A 20,667-nucleotide genomic window follows, 5' to 3' on the forward strand; every position below is an offset into this window, starting at 1 on the left:
CCAGTATTATTCTATGTTATATATCGCAACATGCGGAAAAAGAAACCAACAATTAATTATGATGCAATGGTTACGGAGTCTCCGGGATATGTAAGAGATACTATGCAAAATCTCGTTAGACCACCGACGAGAGTATCAGCACGGGTTTAACCCCCTATTTTTAATACAGCCTCATTTAAATTCACATATCAAATAATCTCCTTTAAGTGCATTAAATTAGATTTTATTGGAGCAATCAAAATCATATCCCCTCTCTTATTTTCCCCGTATAACCTATGATGGGACTGAAAATAGTTAATTATACGCATATCATCCATCCAACCCAAAACATGTCCCACACAAACTCAACTATTCCCCACCGTTCAAACATATAGGATTACAATACTCTAAATAAAAAAGAAAACTGAGGGTGAATTTCTTCACCCCGATTGCAAATCAAAGATTTGCTCGCAAGTCTATCGACTTGCTCGGCTGAGGTCATCGACTTCGTCGCCAACCCGCCTTAGCAGAGGCAGCCCCTTAGGGGCAGCCCGCCTCAGCTAAGGGCGTCTGCTTCGCTTCCGCCCCGCCTCCCAAATATTTATCGTCAGGTGTCACGATATATTATGTATAACACTGAGGTGTCATGCAATATGGGGACGTCAACTATTTCTATTCCAAGTGATCTGAAGGTCCGGCTGAATGCAATGAAGATCCATCAGCGGGAGACCTATGCAGATATTATTGTCCGCCTGATCAGCTGTGCAGAGGATGCGGAGCCTTTGAGTGAAACGGAGATCGCTCAGCTTGAAGAGGCAGTTGATGATATGAAGGCAGGGCGTCTGATTTCTGCGAAGGATCTGCGTTCTGAGCTTGGCCTCTGATGTATTCTGTTCAGTATACACAGAGGGCTGCGAAAAGTATCAAAAAGTTGCCGCGGGATGTCCAAATACGTATTCTGGACAGTATTGATGATCTGGCGAAAGATCCCGCTGCACATATGAAGCGGCTAAAAGGGGAACGCGACGTGCCGATTTTTTCTCATCGCATGGGGGAATACCGGGTGTTGTTTACGCTGAGTAATGCGCAGCTCGTGATCCTTGTTCTGAATGTTGGAAACCGGCGTGACATCTATAAAGAATTGTGAGCGGGTCGGACGCTGAAAGCGGACGACCTTAGCGGAGGCGGGGTGAGCCGTCAGGCTCGCCCTCAGCTGAGCAAATCTTTGATTTGCGAGTGTGGGGGGTGAGTCGATAGATTTGCGACCGCAGTTTTATTTCACTCATATTTTCCGGCCATCTATTTTTCATCCAAACAGACCACTCTTCATCTCGTAATACTATAGTTCCACACGAAAACCACCTTTTCCACTCCAAAAACACCCCTCATCCAACTGGTAAATACCACACCTCAAACTGAAAATACGCTCAATCCTGCCGATTTACCCGGTAAAACACCAAGACTATATAAATAAAAACGCAGGCGCCTGAAAAAAACGATAACCCCGGGCAGACTACCTACCTACGTAGGTAGCTACAGCGGAACAAAATCTCTCATCAATCACTTTTTATTTAGGCGCCTAGAGGTATTATTATTATTATTTTATGTACAGTACAGAAGAGAGAGAGAGAGAGAGAGAGAGAAAAACCAAAATGAAAATTACTACTATATAAATTACTAACTACGTGGGTAGGTAGTCTGTCGGGGGTTATCGTTTTTTCCAGGCGCCTACGTCTTTATTTATATAGTCTGACCTCTCAGAAATGAAAATACGTCGAATCCTGCCGATTTTCATTTTTACCCACCAAAAATAATCATAAAAAATTCGTTAAAATCCATCAAAATCGATCACCGAAGACTCAAAATTGAATCGAAATGCCTATTTGCGAGTGGAAAGTAATCGATTTTTGCACGCTAAGATTGGATGCTTCATTACCGACCCACTATCGACATGACGATTCACCCTGCCCGGTCGCAAATCAAAGATTTGATCGCAAGTCTATCGACTTGCTCCGCTGAGGCTACCCCTACGTGGTAGCCCGCCTCAGCTAAGGTCGTCCGCTTTCAGCGTCCAACCCGCCTCAGCTGATGGCATGCCCATGTCCCCCGCCCGCAGCCTATTTTTCTGCATTTTTCGTAACGTATCTCTCTGAGTGAGAGCGGTATTTTCGCCCTGTCTCGGGGCATTATCGCACCGCGCGGTTCGGGGTATAAATACCGGCGGATAAAAATATAGGAATATGGATAATCCATTTCATTTGAAGAAAAAACTAGGTATGCGGGGACTTCTGAATCCTTTCACAAAGAAACCATCTGTGCTGCATTTCCGTCTAACGACGGAACATAAGAAGCGGCTGTATGCAATCAGCAGTGAGACAGGATTGTCGATCGATGAAGTGCTCTCGGTAATTTTCGATCTGGGGCTTGCGTGTGAAAAAGATAAGAAGGGGCGTACGGATAAAGTGTATTATGATCCGGATATGGACTGTAATGATTATTATCACGCACTTTTGATCAAGGGACTTGCGGCGTATGATACCGGGAAGAAATGATTGATCTGCCGGATACGGAGGTTCTTGCGGATACCTATGATTCTGTCCGGAGAACCGTCCTTGCAGCTCATTCATCGGTTTCCCGTGCAGTGAATTCCGCGATGGTCTTTGCGTACTGGGATATCGGCCGGCAGGTGGTAGAGGCCTCAGGCGGGAAGGAACGTGCCGAGTACGGTGAGGGGCTGCTGAAGTATCTTTCAAAACGGCTCACGGCGGAGTTTGGAAAAGGCTTTGATGTGTCGAATCTGCGTCACATGCGCCAGTTTTATGTGATGTTTCCAAAACAAGACGCACTGCGTCTCGAATTGAGCTGGACGCATTACCGGCTTTTGATGCGGGTAGAGAATGAGAAGGCACGGGCGTTTTATCTGGATGAGTGCGTGAAGGCGAACTGGAGCACCCGCCAGCTGGAACGGCAGATCACGACGTTTTTTTACGAACGGCTTTTGGTGAGTAAGGATAAGGACGGGATCAAAGAGGAGATCGGCCGGACAGAACCGAAGCCTGAGTATGAGAAGATTCTAAAAGATCCGTATGTTCTGGAGTTTCTTTGTCTCCCGGCTGAACCGGGTTTTTATGAGAAGGATCTTGAGTCGGCTCTTATTTCGAATCTGCAGAAGTTTCTTTTGGAACTTGGCAGAGGGTTTTCGTTTGTGGCACGGCAGAAGCGTATCAGTTTCGACACTGAGAACTTCTACATCGATCTGGTGTTTTACAATTATATTCTGAAGTGTTTTGTTCTGATCGATCTGAAAACAGGGAAGCTGACGCATCAGGATCTTGGTCAGATGCAGATGTATGTGAATTATTATACGCGGGATATGATGAACGAGGGGGATGATCCGCCGATCGGTATCGTTTTGTGTGCGGATAAGTCGGAGACGCTTGTCCGATATACCCTTCCGGAGGGGGAATCGCAGATCTTTGCGTCGAAGTATATGCTTTGTCTGCCAAAGGAGGAGGAGCTTGCACAACTCATGGCAGAGTGGGTCGTGCGGGAGGAGGAGATGCGTTATGAGCGAAGATGAGGGGGTATTTCGTCCCTCCCTGGATCTTGAGTGGACCGAATGGACCGCATTCCAGAACGCACGTCCCCGCCGGTCGAAACTGCCGAAAGGCGGCGGGTTCATTCGGATCCGCCCGATAGATACCGATCTGATCATATCCCTCACGCTCGCGAACTCGGCGCTGGTCAATACGTTCGGCGTGATTATCCAGTATCGGCAGAACGAGTACGTCGAGGCAGGTCCACCGCTGATGAAGCAGAATCCGGCGGCGTGTTTGTGGACCATGCGGAATGCGGCCGGCGTGGAGTTTGAGTATTCCTGTTCGGCGTCTTCCTACGAAGGTTACACGAAGAAGGCGGCGGCGAAGCTCCGAAGAGGACATCTTGCCGCCCTTCTCTGGGAATACCGGGTGAAGAACGGCCGCTCGCCGCTGTGTAATTTTATCGAGATGGAGCCGGATCTGGTTCTCGCAGGGATGCGGAAAAATATTTCTTCTCCTGTTTTGCGGCTCGAAGGTGAGCCGGCGGATCGGGACTGGATGGGGCTTGACTGGTGCGAGCCGTTTCCGGTTGGCGAAGAGCGGTTCAGGTACGGGGATGCGGGTTTGATCAAGGTTATTCTGGACGGGGAGGTGACGCATATTTCGGAGAGGCAGCATCTTTTCGGGACCCTGGTTCCAAATGCCCTGGAGTGGTATGGGGAAGGAGCGATGATCTCGGTGGCTCTGCGTGATCCGGATATGCCGAGGTATCAGGCAGCGGAGATGTTGAGCGATCTTATGGGTGGGTATTATGCGGCGAAGGGCGTAGTTCCGGAAACGCAGCTTCGGGGGATGTCGGGTCAACATGCACGCAAGCCGGCGGCATCCCGGGGATATGTGACGTGTTTGGAGGAGGTTCGTCCGAGATGCGAGTTCGGGTGGGAGGGGTATTGAGCGGTGGGATATCTCATGCTTCCGCACCCTGCCCTCTTCTTTTCATCAGTTATTCCCACCGATTCAAGCGAGGGTCGACGTCGGAGGCCTCACCGCAATTTTAATTCGGAGAGGACGGCAGAGAAGGTATCTAGACGTGATTCCGTTGGGTGTGGAAAATATTTATGGTGTGGGTATTTTTGCGTAGGCTATATGCTGAGTTTATTATTGGATGTCTTTTGGACAGGTATTTAGAAAATAATGGGAAATCATATAATGAGATCCCTGGCAATCTCAAAAATGATAAAAATATATATAGAGAAGATAGAATTAACTAATATGTCTAGTGAGGTTTTGGGATGAGTAATTATAATGGAATAAAATATAAGAATAATTTTATTAAAAAAGTAATTTGTCGAGTGGATTTTGTTGAAACATTGTCAAATGAGAGCATTTCCGATCAAAAACTTGATCTATCTATCAAAGAATCATACCAATATAAAAAAATGGATCAACGTGTCCGAGTTAATTTAATTGATATAATGAATGATAATCCTGGAGAGGAATTGGCTATTAAGAATCATTCTCAAGAAGGTCTTCAAAAGACCTATCTCGATGAAGATGGAAATAAGTTGATATTATCTAATACATTTTTCGTTGTAGAATGTACTCATTATGGGACTTTCGAGTCATATGTTGCCTCTTTTAAGGCATTTCTTAATGAATTATTTCTCAAAAATAATATTAATACAATGAGAATTGGGTTAAGATATGTTAATATTTTAGATGCAAACACAATAAAAATACAAAAAAATTTCTTTGTCTCTCCTATTTCGGGTGCGGCCCAACGTAACGCATTCGAAAAATCAGACCTAGTTAAGCTGGTGCGTTCCATTCAAACAACTGAGTATGTATATGGAGATTTAAGGTTAAATTTCCGGTACGGATTCATTAATGAAAATTATCCTGCACCCATTTCTAAAAATGACTTTGTATTGGATTTTGATTGTTTCTCTCCAGAATCAATGAATACAGCTGATGATATCATTACTACTCTTACAAATTGTCATAAAATAATTCAGGAATTGTTTGAAACTTCCATCACTGATAAATTAAGGTTGGAAATGAATAATGGAAAGACAAAATAATCTTACAGAATCTCAAACAGATGTTTACTTATCAACTTTCTCTTCAACAGAAATCCCAACTCAAGTTGGAGATTATGTAGTTGATAAGCAAATAACAGATGTCCCAACTCAAGTTGTAGATTATGTAGTTGATAAGCAAACAACAGATGTCCCAGGTACACTTCCTCCAAGAATTTCCAGTACAAAATCTGTTGAAAAAGAAGTATATGGTATGAATAAAATTGTGACAGTTAAACGTTATAGGGTAAAGAAGTAATCATTACATGTCAACCATCTCAAAATCAAAAACAGTTCCTATCACCGATAAATTGTGTCAAGGTGATGTGTTTCAGGACGTCAAATATTGTTATATTGATTCTGAAGACGAGGAGGGACTAGATATTATTGAATATACATTTCCCTATGCAATAATTATTAGTCAGGCATGTGATACAACAAGTGCAAGTGATTTGGTATCCTCTAAATCTGGTAAAGCTACAAAATATATGCCCTCACTTCTCCTATGTCCGATATATGATGAGCAATCGACAATAAAAACTGAACATCTTGAAAAAATATTTGAATCAGAGGATCTTTCTATAGTTAAGGAGGGCATGTTCAATAAAGATGAAAGACATATTGCCCAACTGGATATGCATTATCGATTTCATAATTTAACAATTAAGAAAAACGATAACTCTGATCTATTAATAGGACTTATCGATTTCAAACACTATTTTACCCTCCCTGTCAAACACTTATTAAATAATAGAGATAAACGTCTTGTTCGTCTTGAGGATATATTTGCTGAACAAATCACTCTAAAGTATTGTGCGTATCTCGCAAGAGTGGCGATTCCCTAACACCTGAATATATATGCGTTGGAGTGGTTCTAAGGTCCCTGCCCACACTCGCAAATCATAGATTTGCTCAGCTGAGGCCGCCCCTATGGGGCAGCCCGCTCAATCATCTATTTGTCCCATCACCGCCAAACGTATATCACCAATGCCCATCGATGCAGACATCATAAAATCTCTCCATAAATACGAAATACGCATCCTCCACGCCCTCGAGCGGATGATGAAGCACTACCGCTGGGTCCCCGAAGACGACCTCCGTGCCGCCGTCAAGCTCTCACCCACTGAAATGAAATATCGTCTCGGCAACCTCATTCACCGGGATCTCATCCGCTCCGACTCCGTTCCTTACAAAGGCTACACCCTCGTCTTCGCCGGCTACGACGCCCTCGCCCTCTCCGACCTCGCCGGCAAAAAGACCATCTCCGCCCTCGGCAGCATGGTCGGCGTCGGCAAAGAATCCGAGATCTACGAAGCGCTCGGCTTTGGAATCGTCGTCCTCAAACTCCACAAAGTCGGTCAAAGATCCTTCCAGACCCTCAAAACCAACCGTGAATACATGCCCGGCGAAGGACACTGCCCCTGGATATTTGCCTCAGCAAAATCAGCAGAACGGGAATATGAAGCTCTCAAAGCCTTAAACGGCAAAGTCAACGTACCGGTCCCCATCGACATAAACCGGCATATCATCGTCATGTCCCATGTCCCCGGCGCGAACCTCTTCCGCTGCGTCCTCGAAGACCCCGACACCATCTATGCCGACATCCTGACCGAAGTCAAAAAAGCATACGCCGCCGGATTTATTCACGGCGACCTCTCCGAATACAACATCATGTGTGACGGAGAAACCGTCTGGCTCATCGACTGGCCCCAGTGGGCCCCGCCCACCCATCAGAACGCCGACGCCACCCTCCGGCATGACCTTGACACCGTCATCACCTACTTCGCAAAGAAATACCAGACAAAATACGACCTCGAAGAGGCCGTCCGCTTCGTAACGAGCCCATGAACCCGCTCGTCTTCGGCATCGACAAAACCAAAGGCTCCTCTGCCCGCTCACCCGACGGACTCTATGCTCTCGTCCGGGTAGTCGACCGCCGGATCGAATCCGAAGAACGGAACCTCACCCTCCAGCGTCTTCTCCATCTCATCAATGCCGAAAAACCCGGGATCATCGCGGTCGGATCGCTCCGCGATATCGTCCCCGAAACCGGATCACTTTTTACCCTGACCGAAGCTTTGCCGTTTGGCACGAAACTCGTTCTCATCGCCTGCATCGGTGCAAAGATCGCCCCCCTCCCGAAACTTGCCGAGCGGTATAATCTCCGCTTCGACGCAGAGAACCCTATGGAGCAGGCAAAGATCTCGGCTCTCATAGCCTCCTTCGGCGGAGGATACGAGGTCCAGACCTTCGACGGGGTCACGACCATTACCGTGTCCCGGGCACGACCACAGATCCGCACGCATAAGGGCCGGTATATCCGGCACATGCAGGGATCCGTCATGTCCTTTTCCCGCGAGATCGAGGCGGGTCTTCTCGCAAACGGGCTCATGTTCTCCTCCTCCATGTCCCGATCGTCCCGGGGTGAACGGATCGTCAAATTTACCGTATCCGCTCCCCGTCATGACGTGCCGGCATCTTCCCGCACATCTGCAGGTGTTTTGGTCCGGGTCACCGGAACGAAAAAAGAGCATCCCTCTTTTGTCCCGCTCTCGAAGCGGCCCGCCTACCTGATCGTCGGCATCGTTCCGGGCACGACTGTAGGGATCGCCGCACTGAATCTCGACGGCGATCTGATCCATCTCTCCAGCTCGCATGCTCTCGGTCAGGCCGAGATCATCGCGTCCATCTCAAAGATCGGGAGACCCGTTCTGGTCGCGACCGACAAAGCCGCGATGCCGTTCGGGGTCGAGAAGGTCAGACGTGCCTTTTCTGCGATTGCCTGGACTCCGGCGAGGGATGTGCAGGTCAAAGAGACGTACGAGCTTACCGAGGGGTATGACTTTGCGAACGATCACGAACGCGACGCCCTCTCGGCCGCGGTCCTCGCCTACCAGAGTTATGCGAACAAGTTCGAGGCCGTTCAGAAAAGGATGCCGCCAGGGACCGATATCGACATGGTCCGTGCCGGGATCGTTCGCGGACTGTCCCAGGACCAGATCCTCGAAGCGCTGAAGAATCCTGAAGAAATGCCCGAAGAGCCGGTGATCATCGAAGAGGAGCTTGTTCCCGACGAAAAGGATGAGCGTATCGCGAAGCTCGAAGAAGAGGTTGCGAATCTTCGTATAGCTACTGGCAGTTTATCGGAAGAAGTTGAAGTGAAGGATAAGGCAATAGCCTCCCTCCAGAAACAGCTTGTTTTCGAAAGAAGGGCTCATGAGGCGGAGATCCTCTCCTCAAGGAAGATCCCTCCCCGCGACATGGAACCTGTCCCGAAGAAAGATCCAAGAACAGAGGTCCGCGGGAGTAAGGACCTGCAGGGCCTACAGGCCCTGCAGATCCGGCTGGAGCGGTTGAAAAATTTCATCTCCCTGCAGGCAGGAGAAGGCAGCACTGCGTTGAAAGTGCTCCCGCTGCTTGCAGATGATTCTGTCAAGGCCCTTGATGACGAAATGGGGGTCGGGGAGGAGGATATCCTGTATGTTCTCACGATCGACGGGTGGGACAGACCGGTGATCCGGGATCTTGCCGAGGCAAAGATCGGGGCGGTCATTCTGCCGCGGCTGACGTATCAGCGGGCACACAGCCAGCATTTGATCGAGGAGTTCCGCGAGGCGAATGTCCCGGTTCTGGACGGTGCGAACCTTTCGCCCCGGGTGAAAGGAAAGATCGGTGTGGTCGACACCGCGGCATTCGAGTCCGCTCTTGCCGACTGGAAAACGACGCAGGCGGTCTATAATAACGAGAAGAAGAGCGGCGTGATCCCCCGGGCGGCGAAGGAACAGGTCGAGCGGCCAAAGCCTGCGCCGGTCCAGGCTCCGGTCCCGGCAGCAAAGCCGGAGCCGCCGGCAAAGGAGAAGACGGTGTTCCGGGCAAAACCGGTTGCTCCGATCCCTGTGCCGAAACCAGCGCCAACTCAGGCCCCGGTCTCAAAGCCCGTTCCGAAGCCGGTCCTGGCCCTTGCTCCGAAACCGATTCCAAAGCCAATTCCAAAACCGGTTCCCAAACCTCTGCCCGCAGCAAAGCCGGCGCCGAAAAAGGAAGCACCGAAGAAATCTGCTCCTTCACAGAAGGCCGAGTCCGGATCCGCGGAAAAAATACTGTTCGGGGTGCTCTCCGAGTATCGTGAAGAACGCAAAAAGGAGATGAAGAAGTAATGGACGACCGCGCCCTTCTTGCCTCCATCCGTCATCTGATCGGCGAAGACGAGACGGCGGACGACTGCGCCGGATTCGATCTTCAGGACGGCAGGATCCTCGTATCCAGCACCGACATGCTGCATGAAACGACCGATTTCCCGAAAGGCATGACCGAGTTTGAAAAAGGCTGGATGAGTGCCGCGGTCACGCTTTCGGATATCGCGAGCTGCGGGGCCCAGCCTATTCAGATCCTGGTGGCTATCGGTCTCGACGATCCGTCCCGGCTCGTTCCGTTCATGGAAGGCGCCGTTTCCTGCGCAGAACGCTTCGGTGCGAAAGTTGCCGGCGGGGATATCGACAGTCATACTGAACTCACCGTCGTGACCACTGGTATTGGGATCGTCGAGAAAGCTCATTACTGCCGGCGGTCCGGCGCATCGCCTGGCGATTTAGTATGCATTACCGGGACGCCGGGTCGTGCCATGGCGGCGCTCGAAGGGGACGAACGATATCGGGAAAATCTGCTCACTCCGATCCCGCAGGTCGAAGCCGGGATAAAAATCGGACGTGCCGGAGCTTCCTCTATGATGGATGTATCAGACGGTCTCGCGATCTCGCTGTATGATATGTCGGACGCGTCCGGCGTCGGATTCGCGCTCGATTCTGCGAAGTTTACGCTTCCCGCGGTCCGTTTCGGCTCCGCTATGGAGTATTATCTCTACGGCGGCGGGGATTTTGGTCTTTTGTTCTGTATACCGCCGGCGCGTTTATCGGCCCTTGATACGGACCACACCGTTATCGGGACGGTCGTCAGAGAAAAAGGGGTATGGTGTGACGGGGAAATTGTAGAAAAGCGGGGCTATGCTCACACGTGGTGAGCCCGAACATATCTGTGGAGCATCACTCCCTCAGTGATGATCCGTTCCCCGCCGTTTTCGTACAGCTCGAAGCCCAGATGATACACGATGAGGTCTGCTCCTACGTTTTTTGCAAGATCGATCAGTGCCGGCACTATCTCGGTGCCAGGGCGGATCGCGTAGATAACGTCTGCCTGATAGAAAGATAACGTCGGCTCGACACAGTCATCGACCACCGCGGGCACCGGTCCGTCGGCGTATGCGTGCACATCCGTACAGAGAATTGGGATCCCTGCCGCCTGCACGATCTCTGCAGCCACGGTTTTTCCGCCGAATCCCACTTCCACGGCCGAATGATATTTTCCCGCGATGTACCTTCCAACGGCTTTCTCGATGCTGTCTCTCATAGAATAAGGTACCTTTATCACTTTGCATAGAGAAATACCTATACAAATGGGGATACATCTTTTCTGGGACAGCCGTGTCCCTGTGGGTCTTTCGCGTCCGGTTTCCGAGGAGTTGTCCGCGGTCCTTGAGATGCCCGTCTCAAGGATCGATGACGGGATATTTTCGCTCGAAGGCTTTGATCCGGCACGAAATCAGTATGATGCCGTGAAGATCCTGCGAAAACTTGACATGTTCCGGAGAAGGATGCCCCAGATTTTCAAGCCTGCCGATATGGAGCTTGACTATTATAATAAATTCAATCATCTCCACGAAAAGATCCTGCTGGTCACGCCGGGCGATATCTATGAACCTCTGGCGGACTTTGTGTTCGGTCTTGCCTATCCGAAACTCGGGGTCGCGATCGTCTCCCCGTACCGGCTCAGAAACGAGTTTTACGGAAAATATGAAGACGACTCTGCCCTTATCGACCGGATCGTCAAAGAAGGCGCTCATGAGATCGGGCATCTGTTTGGTCTTGGTCACTGCGATAATCCCGGCTGTATCATGTACTGCCCGCGGAATCTGGATGAGCTGGACCGGAAACGCAAATACTTCTGCGGGAAATGCCGGGTCCAGCTGAATGGCGACAAGTCGGAGGATGAGCTCTTCTCATGATCCCCTGGGTAACGGTGTGGGGCTACGGCGCCGAGATCAAGTCGACGCAGGATTCGCTCCTCGTCCGGCAGAAGGGCACGCAGACCAGATATCCACTGGACGGCATGCGGCATCTCCTGATCGCGGGGGGGCACACGCTCCATACCTCGGTCCTGGAACGCCTCGCGGATCGCGGTATCGCGGTATCGTTTTTCACGGCGCACGGCAAACCGGTCGGTGGACTGTACGGGAAAAGCGGTCCCTCGCTTGCGGCAGTCCAGCGTGATATCCCGATCCACAAGTTCGCGATGGCCTCGATCCGTTCCTCTCTCGACGCACGGCTGAGATATATCAACGAGCTTGCCGAGGTGGATCCTGACGGTCTGTATTTAAAAGGCGAGTTTGATATCCTCACCGCCGCACGAAGTGAACTGGATTTCCTGATCACCCTGCCGGAGATCGGCCGGGCGTTCTCTCTAACGAAGACGATGTATTACGAGATCCTGAGTAGGACCCTGCCGAAGACGCTTGGATTCCGCAGACGGACCCAGCCCCCGTTTATGGATCCGGTGAACGTGATGATGTCCCACGGATATGCCGTAATGTATGCGACCTTCGCCGTTGCCTGTACGGGTGCGGGTCTCGATCTCTCCCGAGGGGCACTGTACGGCGGGATCGTGCCGGTGATCGGCGGCAAGGGAGGCTGCGTTCTTGATCTTATGGAGCCGGCGACTATTTCGATGGTGGACCGGGTCATCGTGCAGATGGCGAAAGAAGGCCGTCTTGACGGGGCGTATGAGGTCACGACCCGGTGTCTTCTCTCGAATGAACTCAAAGAGGAGTTCATGACACGGCTGAACGGTTCGATCGATACAGGTCTGATCCAGGAAAATGTGAGCCGGTACGCCGAGGCAGTGAGAGATGGCGGCGAGATCATATTTCATTACTGATTCCAAAAGCATAAGAGTCCATCGCCCTAAATTATAATTCAGAGATACCTCCCATACAAGGAAAGATATACTATGTTACAAATTGCTCTCGCCGGAAAACCAAACTGCGGCAAATCAACGTTTTATAAATCGCTGACGCTTGCAAATGTTGATATCGCGAATTATCCATTCACAACCGTAAACCCGAACAAAGGCGTTGCCTATGTCCGGACAAAATGCCCATGCAAGGAGCTAGGGCTTGAAGGATGTACTGAATGTATCGACGGAAACCGGTTTATTCCGGTCGAACTTATCGATGTTGCCGGTCTTGTGCCCGATGCACACTTAGGCCGCGGTCTTGGAAATCAATTCCTTGATACCCTCCGCGAAGCCGATGCGATCATCCAGGTCGTTGATGCTTCGGGCAGTACGGATGCTGAAGGAAATCCGGTCGATGTCGGGTCAAGGAATCCAATCGAGGATGTCGAGTTTCTGCGGTACGAGTTTGCCATGTGGATGGCGGGGATCGTCGAGAAGCACAGGGCCAGACTCGTCAGACAGGCTCAGGGCAAAGATCAGGTCCTGATCGATCTCCTTGGAGAAGCACTCGCCGGTCTTCGGATCAACGCGATCCAGATCAGAGAAGCTGTTGACGAATGCGGCATCAATCTTGCCAAAGCAACGCCGGAAGACATCGAGAAGATGTGCGAGGTCCTGTTCCGTGTTTCAAAACCGATGCTCATTGCAGCAAACAAAGCCGATCTTGCATCCGATGAAAATATCAAAGCACTGAAAGAACTTGGCGCAGTTCCGACGATCTCGGCAGGCGAACTTGCTCTCAAGAGCGCCGCACATGTAAAGATCCTGAAATATCTCCCGGGTGATGCGACCTTTGCTCCGGTCGAAGGGGCAAAACTTTCCGCACCTCAGGTAAAAGCCCTGACGATCATTGCTCAGAACATGAAGAAGTTCGGGAGCACCGGAGTTCAGGAGATCCTGAACAAGATCGTCTTTGAGGAGATCAATATGATCGTCGTCTATCCGGTCGAGGATGACAATAAATGCTGTAATGCAAAAGGGCAGGTATTACCGGATGCATTCCTTATGCCGCTCGGTTCAACGCCGAAAGATCTGGCATTCCGTGTACACACCGATATCGGGAACGGATTCTTATACGCTGTTGATGCCCGCACAAAGATGCGGATCAAGGATACGACGGAACTGAAAACCGGCGATATCATCAAGATCGTCAGTACCGCAAAATAATCCCCTTTTTTTGGCAAATCTATATAATGGATAACTCACCAATGTAGAATACTTATGGGAAGCGAAGTCTATCAGGCACAGATCCTCCGGGCGTTCTTCGATACTATTACGGGAACCGACCGGAATCTGACACGTATCTATATGTGCGTGATTTCGCTTGCCAAGCTGAGAATGGAATCTCCGGAGCGGCTGCGATTCCTCGTTGAGCAGATGCAGGTCAGCAAAACAAAACGCGAACTCTCGATCGATATTCTGGATTATATGGTCGAGTCAGCAAATTCCCTTGATTCCTGGGCAGGTCAATCCGCGTTCGGTATCACGACCTCGCAAAAGTCTGATGATTTCGGCAGCGTCTCACTTGATTCTCTGTGATCTCTCTCACGCATTCTGACGGTTTTTCCCGGATACAAAGAGAATAAACCCTTTTTTTTGAAAAAATATTTTTGAGACCCAAATACTACGAGTTAATTATCCATTATAGAGAAACGCTTTAACTCATGAGTGTTTTAGAGGTCATTAACGATACCGTTGCTTCCGTCAACGGGGTCGTCAATACGTATGCATGGTATCTTGCATTCGTATTCCTTATCGGTATTGGTCTATACTTTACCGTAAAATCGAAAGGCGTCCAGATCAATCGTCTGGGTGAATCATGCAGAGTTGCGTTTACCGGTTTACGCGCACAAAAAGGTAAACAGACCATCTCATCGTTCCAGGCATTCTGCGTCAGTATGGGTGCCCGTATCGGTGTCGGAAATATCGCCGGTGTCGCCGTCGCAATCGTCATGGGTGGTCCCGGTGCTGTTTTCTGGATGTGGATCTTTGCCCTGATCGGCGCGGCAACCAGTTTCGTTGAAACAACGGTCGGTCAGATTTACAAAGAAAAGAAGGATGACGGCCATTTCCACGGCGGTCCGGCATTCTACATTAAGAACGGTCTCGGCAAACCAAAGTTCGCTGCTTTCATCGCAATTCTGATCATCATCACCTACGGTCTGATGTTCATTGGTGTGCAGGCAAACACCGCAACTCTCGCCTTTTCCAACGCATTTGGCACTGAACAGATCGTCTTTGCAGTGATCATCACCATTCTTGCAGCCTTAGTCGTTTTCGGCGGTATCAGACGTGTTGCAAAAGTTTCAACATGGCTTGTTCCGGCAATGGCAATCATCTGGCTCCTTCTGTGTCTTATGATCGTCCTCGTGAACTTCACCCAGGTCTCTCTTGTTATCCAGACGATCTTTTCCTACGCATTCGGCGTTCAGGCATTTGTCGGCGGAGGAATCGGAGCAGCAATCATGTGGGGTCTGAAGCGTGGTGTGTTCTCGAACGAAGCTGGTATCGGTTCTATCCCGAACGTCTCCTCGTCCGCAGATGTTAAACACCCGGTAAAGCAGGGACTTATGCAGTCTGTCGGTGTCTTAATCGATACACTCGTGGTTTGTTCCGCAACTGCCTTTGTCGTCATCATCTACACGAATGTTGCATACCCCGGATACTCCGGCATCCCGGTTTCCGGAGCAGCCCTCGTTCAGGAAGCGATGAGCGCAACCTTCCTTGGAGCAGCAGGTCCGTATGTCATCGCCGTCTTCATGCTGGTCTTTGCATTCAGCAGTCTGATCAGTTACTACTCCATGAGTGAAACGAACACCAAGTTCATCACTGAAAAGAAAGGAGCAGTTGTTGTTCTCCGTGTTGCGATCGTTGCAATGGTCTTTATCTCATCCATGATGTCGATGGGTCTTGCATGGGATCTCGCAGACACGTTCCAGGCACTTATGGGTATCTTCAACATGGGTGTCTTACTTCTTCTGGGTAAACATGCCTTCGAAGCACTCAAAGACTACTTTGACCAGAAAGCTGACGGAATCGTTGATCCAGTCTTCAACGCATCCTGCCTCAGCGACTCAACAGGTGTTACCTGCTGGTCCGGCGAAGACGAAGAGAAGAAATAATCCTTCGGGATTTCCTCTCATTTTTTTATTTGCTTTTCCCCGCAGGACAGGCCATCACCAAAATCCTTGGGTCTTTTTCTCTTAGTAAATCCAATACTGTATCAATGGATTGTGTCCTTCTTGCAAGCGGCAGTAAAGGAAACTGCATCTATGTTGGCAATGATTCCGATTCGATCGTAATTGATGCCGGTCTTGGATATCTTATGCGGACACTGCAGAGTCTGCACCTGAATACCGATAATCTCCGCGGGCTTTGTGTTACCCACGAACACTCGGATCATGTCAGGTCTGCGAAAGCGTTTGTAAAAGCTGCGCGTGTTCCGGTTTTTGCTTCAGGCGGGACACTGAACGCCCTTGAGGAAGGAAATATAATTCCCGCTTCCGCAAAGCGGATCCTCTGTCATGAACATATCCCGGTCGAAGCCGGCGGTCTGAAGATCACCACGTTTCGGGCATACCATGATGCGGCCGAGCCCACAGGTTTCGTCATCGACGACGGGGATTCAAGGATCGGGATATGTCTTGATACCCACGAGGTTTCGGATACGATGAAAACGATCCTTTCAGCCTGTGATGCCGTTGTTCTGGAGAGTAACTACTGCTCTGAAGCAATGAAATCGGATCGGTTCCCGGAATGCGAAATGTGCCGGTCGTGCGGGGCGGAATGTCAGGGAAACAAATGTGTGCTCCGGGTGTATCCCAGATACCTCAAAGACCGGATCCAAAATGACGGGCATCTCTCGAACGAGGATTCGTCAGCATGCATCGCAGAGCTCTCGAAGGATGTCGGGATCATCGCGCTTGCCCATCTTTCGGAAAATTACAATCGTCCAAACATCGCCCGTGAGATGGCCTTGGCGGCAGCAGGCGAAAGCGGAACGAAAATATTTGTCAGTGATCAGCTTGCAGAATACCGGGAACGCCGGCTCGTAAAGTTTCAGGTGTAGGAAATATGCAGTTTGTTGAGTTTGCAGCTATCTGTAATACCATCGAGGAAACTTCCTCGCGTCTTGCCACGGCAGATATTCTGGCCGAAAAGTTCCCGAGCCTCACGGAGGAGGAACTGCCTGTCTTCGTCAGATTCATGCGCGGGAAACTGTTTCCCGACTGGTCATCCGAGAAACTCGGGTTCGGCCCGAACCTTCTGTATGATGCCCTCGCCTACGTTATCGGCAAAAAACGGGATTATGTGGTCTCGGCAATAAACAACTCAGGCGACGTCGGAAAAGTTGTTGAGAGTCTTCTCGAAAAACGTGAACAGACGATGTTCTTCTCGGAAGAACTTGATCTGCTGGATGTGAACGAGCGTTTTCTGCTGATGGCAAAATCCTCCGGCAGAAGATCCCAGCAGGAACGGCTCAGATCCGCCCAGTATCTTCTCTCGAATGCGACTCCGCTGGAAGGAAGATACCTTGCACGACTCATGCTCGAAGAGATGCGGATCGGGGTAGGGGAAGGAGTCGTCAAGGATGCCGTTGCAAAAGCATTCGGCGTCCCGGCAGACGTGATCGAGCATGCCCACCAGGCCCTCAACGATCTGGGTGAAGTGGCCACCCTCGCAAAATCCGATCCAGGCAGACTCACCGAGGTCCATATCACGGCTTTTAGGCCGGTGAAGATGATGCTTGCCCAGCAGGGATCCATCACCTCCATGGTCGAAACCCACGGAAAACTCGCTGCGGAAAATAAATACGACGGCAGCAGATTCCAGTTCCACAAATCCGGGGGAAAATGTGCGATCTACTCCCGGCGGCTGGAAGAGATGACGGCTTCTCTTCCTGACGTGGTTGAGATGCTGGATGCGGCAACAACGCATGACGTCATCATCGACGGCGAAGTGATCGCCATCATGAATGGAAAACCCATGCCTTTCCAGACGATCCTCCGACGGATCCGCAGGAAGCACGATATCGGGGATGCCAAAGAAGCGATCACCCTTCTTCCCTGGGTGTTTGATATCCTGGCGGCCGACGGCGAGACCCTGATCGATCAGCCGTTCTTCCGCCGCCGGCAGATCCTCGAGTCGGTGATGACCACATATATCGCTCCGCAGATCGTCAGCGATTCCGCAGAAGAGATCGAAGCGTACTATCATGCCTCGCTCGACAGCGGCAATGAAGGGATCATGCTTAAAGTTCTCGACTCGCCGTATCTGCCGGGAAACCGGGGCAAGCTCTGGATTAAGATCAAGCCGGAGGTCGATACGATTGATCTGGTGGTCACGGGCGCAGAGTGGGGAGAAGGAAAACGTGCGAAGATGTTCGGCTCGTTCCTTCTTGCCTGTCAGGATGAGAACGGCGATCTCCTGGAGATCTCGCGTGTGGCGACCGGCATCGATGACTCGATGCTTTCGACCCTGTATGATCTGTTCAAGGAAAAGATCATTGCAGAAAAAGGAAAGACGGTTTCGTTTGAACCGGATGTGGTGTTTGAGGTGGGGTATGCCGAACTCCAGAGGAGTACCAATTACGCGGCAGGATACGCTCTTCGGTTCCCGCGTTTTGTCAGACTGCGGGATGACAAGGATGTGTATGAGATTGAGACGCTGGAGAGCCTGACCCGCCGGTATTCTCTCCAAAACAAGGAAGAGTAACTGGAATATTTGTCATCACCCATATCATTTTCCCTGAAGAGAGAGTAGTATGAATATGCGAGTCTTTGTACTGCTGGCGATGATGTCTCTCATTATGCTGTCCTGTTTTTCGGCAGGATGTGTTGAACAGACACCTTCTCAGAATGATATTTTGGCAGATGTGATCTCATCGCTGCACGAAACCCTCACTACGACGGCAGACGAGGCACGATCCGCAGCCGAGTTCTATGCTGCCGACCCGACTCCTGAGAACGGCCGTCAGGCTCTGGCGACCCTGTATCAGAGGACAACACTGACCCATGACCTGTTGATCGCCGATGAGAACGGGATCGTGCGTGCAGTCTATCCAAATAACATCATAAGTACACTTGGTCAGAACTTGAGCAGCTATCCGCCAAACAAAGAGATCTTTGCCGGGACAGATGTGTATGTCTCCGACTATATGGTTCTGGAAAACGGAATGGAGGCATATCTTCTCTCGGTCCCGATCGAAATTTCCAATGAATATGCCGGGTATATCAGTCTGAGTTTCGATCCGTATCGTCTCTTTGGCCCGGAAGAGCAGAAAGTCTTTGAAAAAGGGTACAACCTCTGGGTCATGCAGATGAACGGCGTTCAGGTGTTCGATGCGGATGTTTCGGAAGCCGGCGTCAATCTCCTGACCGATCCGGATTATGCGATGATCCGGGAAATGGCAGAGCTCGTCGCAGCAAACTCTTCGGGTGAGACGAAATATGTCTATACAGCCGATATAGGTACAGATGTTGTTGAAAAAACAGCAGTATGGGACACTCTCTCATTTGGCGAGAAAGACTGGCGTGTTGTCCTGACGAAGTCGGATGCGGGATCAAGCTAAAAACGTAGGGAAAAAAGAACGTCCGGCGGAAAAAAATATCAGATACTCCTGGGCGGACTCGAACCACCGTCTCCGGCTCCAAAGGCCGGAATGATTGACCACTACACTACAGGAGTTCGTGTCTCACAGACTAATACACTTCTCATTTTATGAGAGGTTCTTACTGGGAACCTTCTAACACGCTGCTCGCGTGAATGGGAAAGGAACTATCTTCTCCAGACATGTCGGTCTGGAAAGTATTTGTAGATTTCCGAATTTTCATCGGCAGTCTCTCAAATAAGATGGTTTCAATGGAGTTGAATCATCGGGTGATGTTTCGCGGCGTTCCTCCTATTACTTCTTTTTTTGTGATGACATTGGATTCTTTTTGTTGCTACTTTGTAGATGGGGAGAGATGTGCTTGTCAAAATTCTTGCAGGTTGAACGCTATATTAGGATGATCTATCAGAGATAATCTCATGGAGAAAATCTATTATCTCACACCTCCCATTATTTTATATCATGCAGGCAGCTGAGACAAGACCACAGCGGGCGACCATTTCTATCTCTTCTGAGATTAAGGAGCGGGTTATCCAGCGCAAGCGGGGTCATCAGACGTATGATGATGTGTTGGGACAGATGCTTGATATGCTGGATGTGGGTGATGAAGGGACTGCGCATGGGGTAGTGTTTCTTTCTGAGGTCCCCATTGGAAAAGATAACGAGATGAAGAAGTTGAAAATACCCATTCCTCTTCAATTGCATATCGACCAGAAAAACGGGTTTATTGATCTGGCAAATCCCGAATTTAAGATTCTTGTCTCCTGTGAAACATTGGAAGAGGCTTTAGAGGAGGCTGGATTACAATTTTCCGATAGTTTTGACCAGTATAATGATCCTGATGTTTCAATGACAGCGGCCTCAAAAGAGTTTGGGAAAAAATTGCGGGATGCTGTGTGGCTCTAATATGATTTTGAAGGCTGATGAAGTCACGAAAGCTTTGAAAAAGAAGGGATTCGAGCAGGTTTCCGGGAGGCAGAAACACCCGCGTTATACGTTTTATGCTAACGGAAAGAGAAGCCCAGTTACGACGCATGTAAGTCATAACAAACAGGAACTCAATGATTTTCTTCTGGCAAAAATGGCTGAGCAAACGTATCTATCCAAGTCTGAGTTTCTGGAGATGATCTCCTGCACGATCGGTCATGAGGATCTGGTGAAGCGGTATGCCGATCTTGATCTCGTGAAGGAATAACGAACCACGCTTTTTTCCATTCTATCACCCATTCTCTATATCTATTCCACTTGCGAATAGTCATTTATGAACGAAAGAGAATGGGGTTGGGTACGATCACAGTCTACACGCAGTCGTTCTATCATGACAACATTAGGTGTATTGATTACTCTATTTGTGACCCTGTTTCTTGCAGTAAATAACCTGCCGGAAACTTCTACT

At 49.8% G+C, this 20,667-nt stretch carries 22 protein-coding genes and 1 tRNA gene; 21 read left to right on the forward strand and 2 right to left on the reverse strand.

Features of this window, described 5'->3' with window-relative positions; translation table 11 throughout:
• Positions 1–605 precede the first annotated feature (605 nt).
• The 11 genes from Q7J08_RS07155 (at position 606) to thiL (ending at position 10,613) form a co-directional block, all read left to right on the forward strand.
• Positions 606–863, forward strand: a complete 258-nt coding sequence (locus Q7J08_RS07155; protein ID WP_304911004.1) for a hypothetical protein — start codon at positions 606–608, stop codon at positions 861–863.
• Positions 863–1,126 carry a type II toxin-antitoxin system RelE/ParE family toxin gene (locus Q7J08_RS09460; RefSeq protein WP_370651240.1) on the forward strand — a complete coding sequence of 88 codons (264 nt, stop codon included), beginning with the start codon at positions 863–865 and terminating at the stop codon, positions 1,124–1,126. The genes Q7J08_RS07155 and Q7J08_RS09460 overlap by 1 nt, the downstream gene beginning before the upstream one ends.
• A gap of 1,093 nt (positions 1,127–2,219) precedes the next feature.
• Complete coding sequence (locus Q7J08_RS07160) at positions 2,220–2,531, forward strand: hypothetical protein (RefSeq protein WP_304911005.1); 312 nt, start codon at positions 2,220–2,222, stop codon at positions 2,529–2,531.
• Complete coding sequence (locus Q7J08_RS07165; RefSeq protein WP_304911006.1) at positions 2,528–3,559, forward strand: YhcG family protein; 1,032 nt, start codon at positions 2,528–2,530, stop codon at positions 3,557–3,559. The genes Q7J08_RS07160 and Q7J08_RS07165 overlap by 4 nt, the downstream gene beginning before the upstream one ends.
• Positions 3,546–4,472, forward strand: coding sequence for a hypothetical protein (locus Q7J08_RS07170; RefSeq protein ID WP_304911007.1), 927 nt, complete (start codon positions 3,546–3,548; stop codon positions 4,470–4,472). The genes Q7J08_RS07165 and Q7J08_RS07170 overlap by 14 nt, the downstream gene beginning before the upstream one ends.
• A 338-nt stretch (positions 4,473–4,810) precedes the next feature.
• On the forward strand, positions 4,811–5,599 hold the full coding sequence (locus Q7J08_RS07175) for a TIGR04255 family protein (RefSeq protein WP_304911008.1): 789 nt from the start codon (positions 4,811–4,813) through the stop codon (positions 5,597–5,599).
• Positions 5,583–5,855 carry a hypothetical protein gene (locus Q7J08_RS07180; RefSeq protein WP_304911009.1) on the forward strand — a complete coding sequence of 91 codons (273 nt, stop codon included), beginning with the start codon at positions 5,583–5,585 and terminating at the stop codon, positions 5,853–5,855. The genes Q7J08_RS07175 and Q7J08_RS07180 overlap by 17 nt, the downstream gene beginning before the upstream one ends.
• Positions 5,856–5,862: 7 nt before the next feature.
• On the forward strand, positions 5,863–6,441 hold the full coding sequence (locus Q7J08_RS07185; protein WP_304911010.1) for a hypothetical protein: 579 nt from the start codon (positions 5,863–5,865) through the stop codon (positions 6,439–6,441).
• 142 nt (positions 6,442–6,583) lie between these two features.
• Positions 6,584–7,444, forward strand: a complete 861-nt coding sequence (locus Q7J08_RS07190; protein WP_304911011.1) for an RIO1 family regulatory kinase/ATPase — start codon at positions 6,584–6,586, stop codon at positions 7,442–7,444.
• Positions 7,441–9,753 carry a DUF460 domain-containing protein gene (locus tag Q7J08_RS07195; protein WP_304911012.1) on the forward strand — a complete coding sequence of 771 codons (2,313 nt, stop codon included), beginning with the start codon at positions 7,441–7,443 and terminating at the stop codon, positions 9,751–9,753. The genes Q7J08_RS07190 and Q7J08_RS07195 overlap by 4 nt, the downstream gene beginning before the upstream one ends.
• Positions 9,753–10,613: a thiamine-phosphate kinase gene (gene thiL / locus Q7J08_RS07200; protein WP_304911013.1), complete on the forward strand. Its 861-nt coding sequence runs from the start codon at positions 9,753–9,755 to the stop codon at positions 10,611–10,613. The genes Q7J08_RS07195 and thiL overlap by 1 nt, the downstream gene beginning before the upstream one ends.
• On the opposite strand, the gene Q7J08_RS07205 is transcribed toward thiL, so the two are convergent.
• Positions 10,601–10,999: a UPF0146 family protein gene (locus Q7J08_RS07205; RefSeq protein ID WP_304911014.1), complete on the reverse strand. Its 399-nt coding sequence runs from the start codon at positions 10,997–10,999 to the stop codon at positions 10,601–10,603. The two genes, thiL and Q7J08_RS07205, sit on opposite strands and share 13 nt — an antisense overlap.
• Positions 11,000–11,045: 46 nt before the next feature.
• Here Q7J08_RS07205 and Q7J08_RS07210 point away from each other — a divergent pair, with 46 nt between their 5' ends.
• From Q7J08_RS07210 to Q7J08_RS07245, 8 genes are all read left to right on the forward strand, one after another.
• On the forward strand, positions 11,046–11,654 hold the full coding sequence (locus tag Q7J08_RS07210; protein ID WP_304911015.1) for an archaemetzincin family Zn-dependent metalloprotease: 609 nt from the start codon (positions 11,046–11,048) through the stop codon (positions 11,652–11,654).
• Positions 11,651–12,583, forward strand: a complete 933-nt coding sequence (gene cas1, locus Q7J08_RS07215) for a CRISPR-associated endonuclease Cas1 (protein WP_304911016.1) — start codon at positions 11,651–11,653, stop codon at positions 12,581–12,583. Before Q7J08_RS07210 ends, cas1 begins: the two co-directional genes overlap by 4 nt.
• A 72-nt stretch (positions 12,584–12,655) precedes the next feature.
• Positions 12,656–13,828 carry a redox-regulated ATPase YchF gene (locus tag Q7J08_RS07220; protein WP_304911017.1) on the forward strand — a complete coding sequence of 391 codons (1,173 nt, stop codon included), beginning with the start codon at positions 12,656–12,658 and terminating at the stop codon, positions 13,826–13,828.
• A 54-nt stretch (positions 13,829–13,882) separates the two neighbouring features.
• Positions 13,883–14,200 (forward strand): hypothetical protein, encoded by a 318-nt coding sequence (locus tag Q7J08_RS07225; protein ID WP_304911018.1) that lies wholly within the window; start codon positions 13,883–13,885, stop codon positions 14,198–14,200.
• A gap of 125 nt (positions 14,201–14,325) precedes the next feature.
• Positions 14,326–15,783, forward strand: coding sequence for a sodium:alanine symporter family protein (locus tag Q7J08_RS07230; protein ID WP_304911019.1), 1,458 nt, complete (start codon positions 14,326–14,328; stop codon positions 15,781–15,783).
• A gap of 104 nt (positions 15,784–15,887) precedes the next feature.
• Entirely contained in the window at positions 15,888–16,730 is an 843-nt protein-coding gene (locus Q7J08_RS07235; protein ID WP_304911020.1) for an MBL fold metallo-hydrolase, read from the forward strand.
• A 5-nt stretch (positions 16,731–16,735) separates the two neighbouring features.
• Positions 16,736–18,376, forward strand: a complete 1,641-nt coding sequence (locus Q7J08_RS07240) for an ATP-dependent DNA ligase (protein ID WP_304911021.1) — start codon at positions 16,736–16,738, stop codon at positions 18,374–18,376.
• Between the two features lie 55 nt (positions 18,377–18,431).
• Positions 18,432–19,232, forward strand: a complete 801-nt coding sequence (locus tag Q7J08_RS07245) for a PDC sensor domain-containing protein (protein WP_304911022.1) — start codon at positions 18,432–18,434, stop codon at positions 19,230–19,232.
• A gap of 43 nt (positions 19,233–19,275) precedes the next feature.
• Here Q7J08_RS07245 and Q7J08_RS07250 read toward each other — a convergent pair.
• Positions 19,276–19,348, reverse strand: a tRNA-Gln gene (locus tag Q7J08_RS07250).
• A gap of 385 nt (positions 19,349–19,733) precedes the next feature.
• On the opposite strand from Q7J08_RS07250, the gene Q7J08_RS07255 reads away from it, so the two are divergent.
• A complete protein-coding gene (locus Q7J08_RS07255) occupies positions 19,734–20,177 on the forward strand; it encodes a hypothetical protein (protein ID WP_304911023.1) in 444 nt (147 codons plus the stop codon).
• Between the two features lie 7 nt (positions 20,178–20,184).
• A complete protein-coding gene (locus Q7J08_RS07260) occupies positions 20,185–20,466 on the forward strand; it encodes a type II toxin-antitoxin system HicA family toxin (RefSeq protein WP_304911024.1) in 282 nt (93 codons plus the stop codon).
• The last annotated feature ends 201 nt before the right edge of the window (positions 20,467–20,667 follow it).

Source organism: Methanocorpusculum sp. (assembly GCF_030655665.1).
In the GTDB taxonomy this organism is placed as follows: Archaea; Halobacteriota; Methanomicrobia; order Methanomicrobiales; family Methanocorpusculaceae; genus Methanocorpusculum.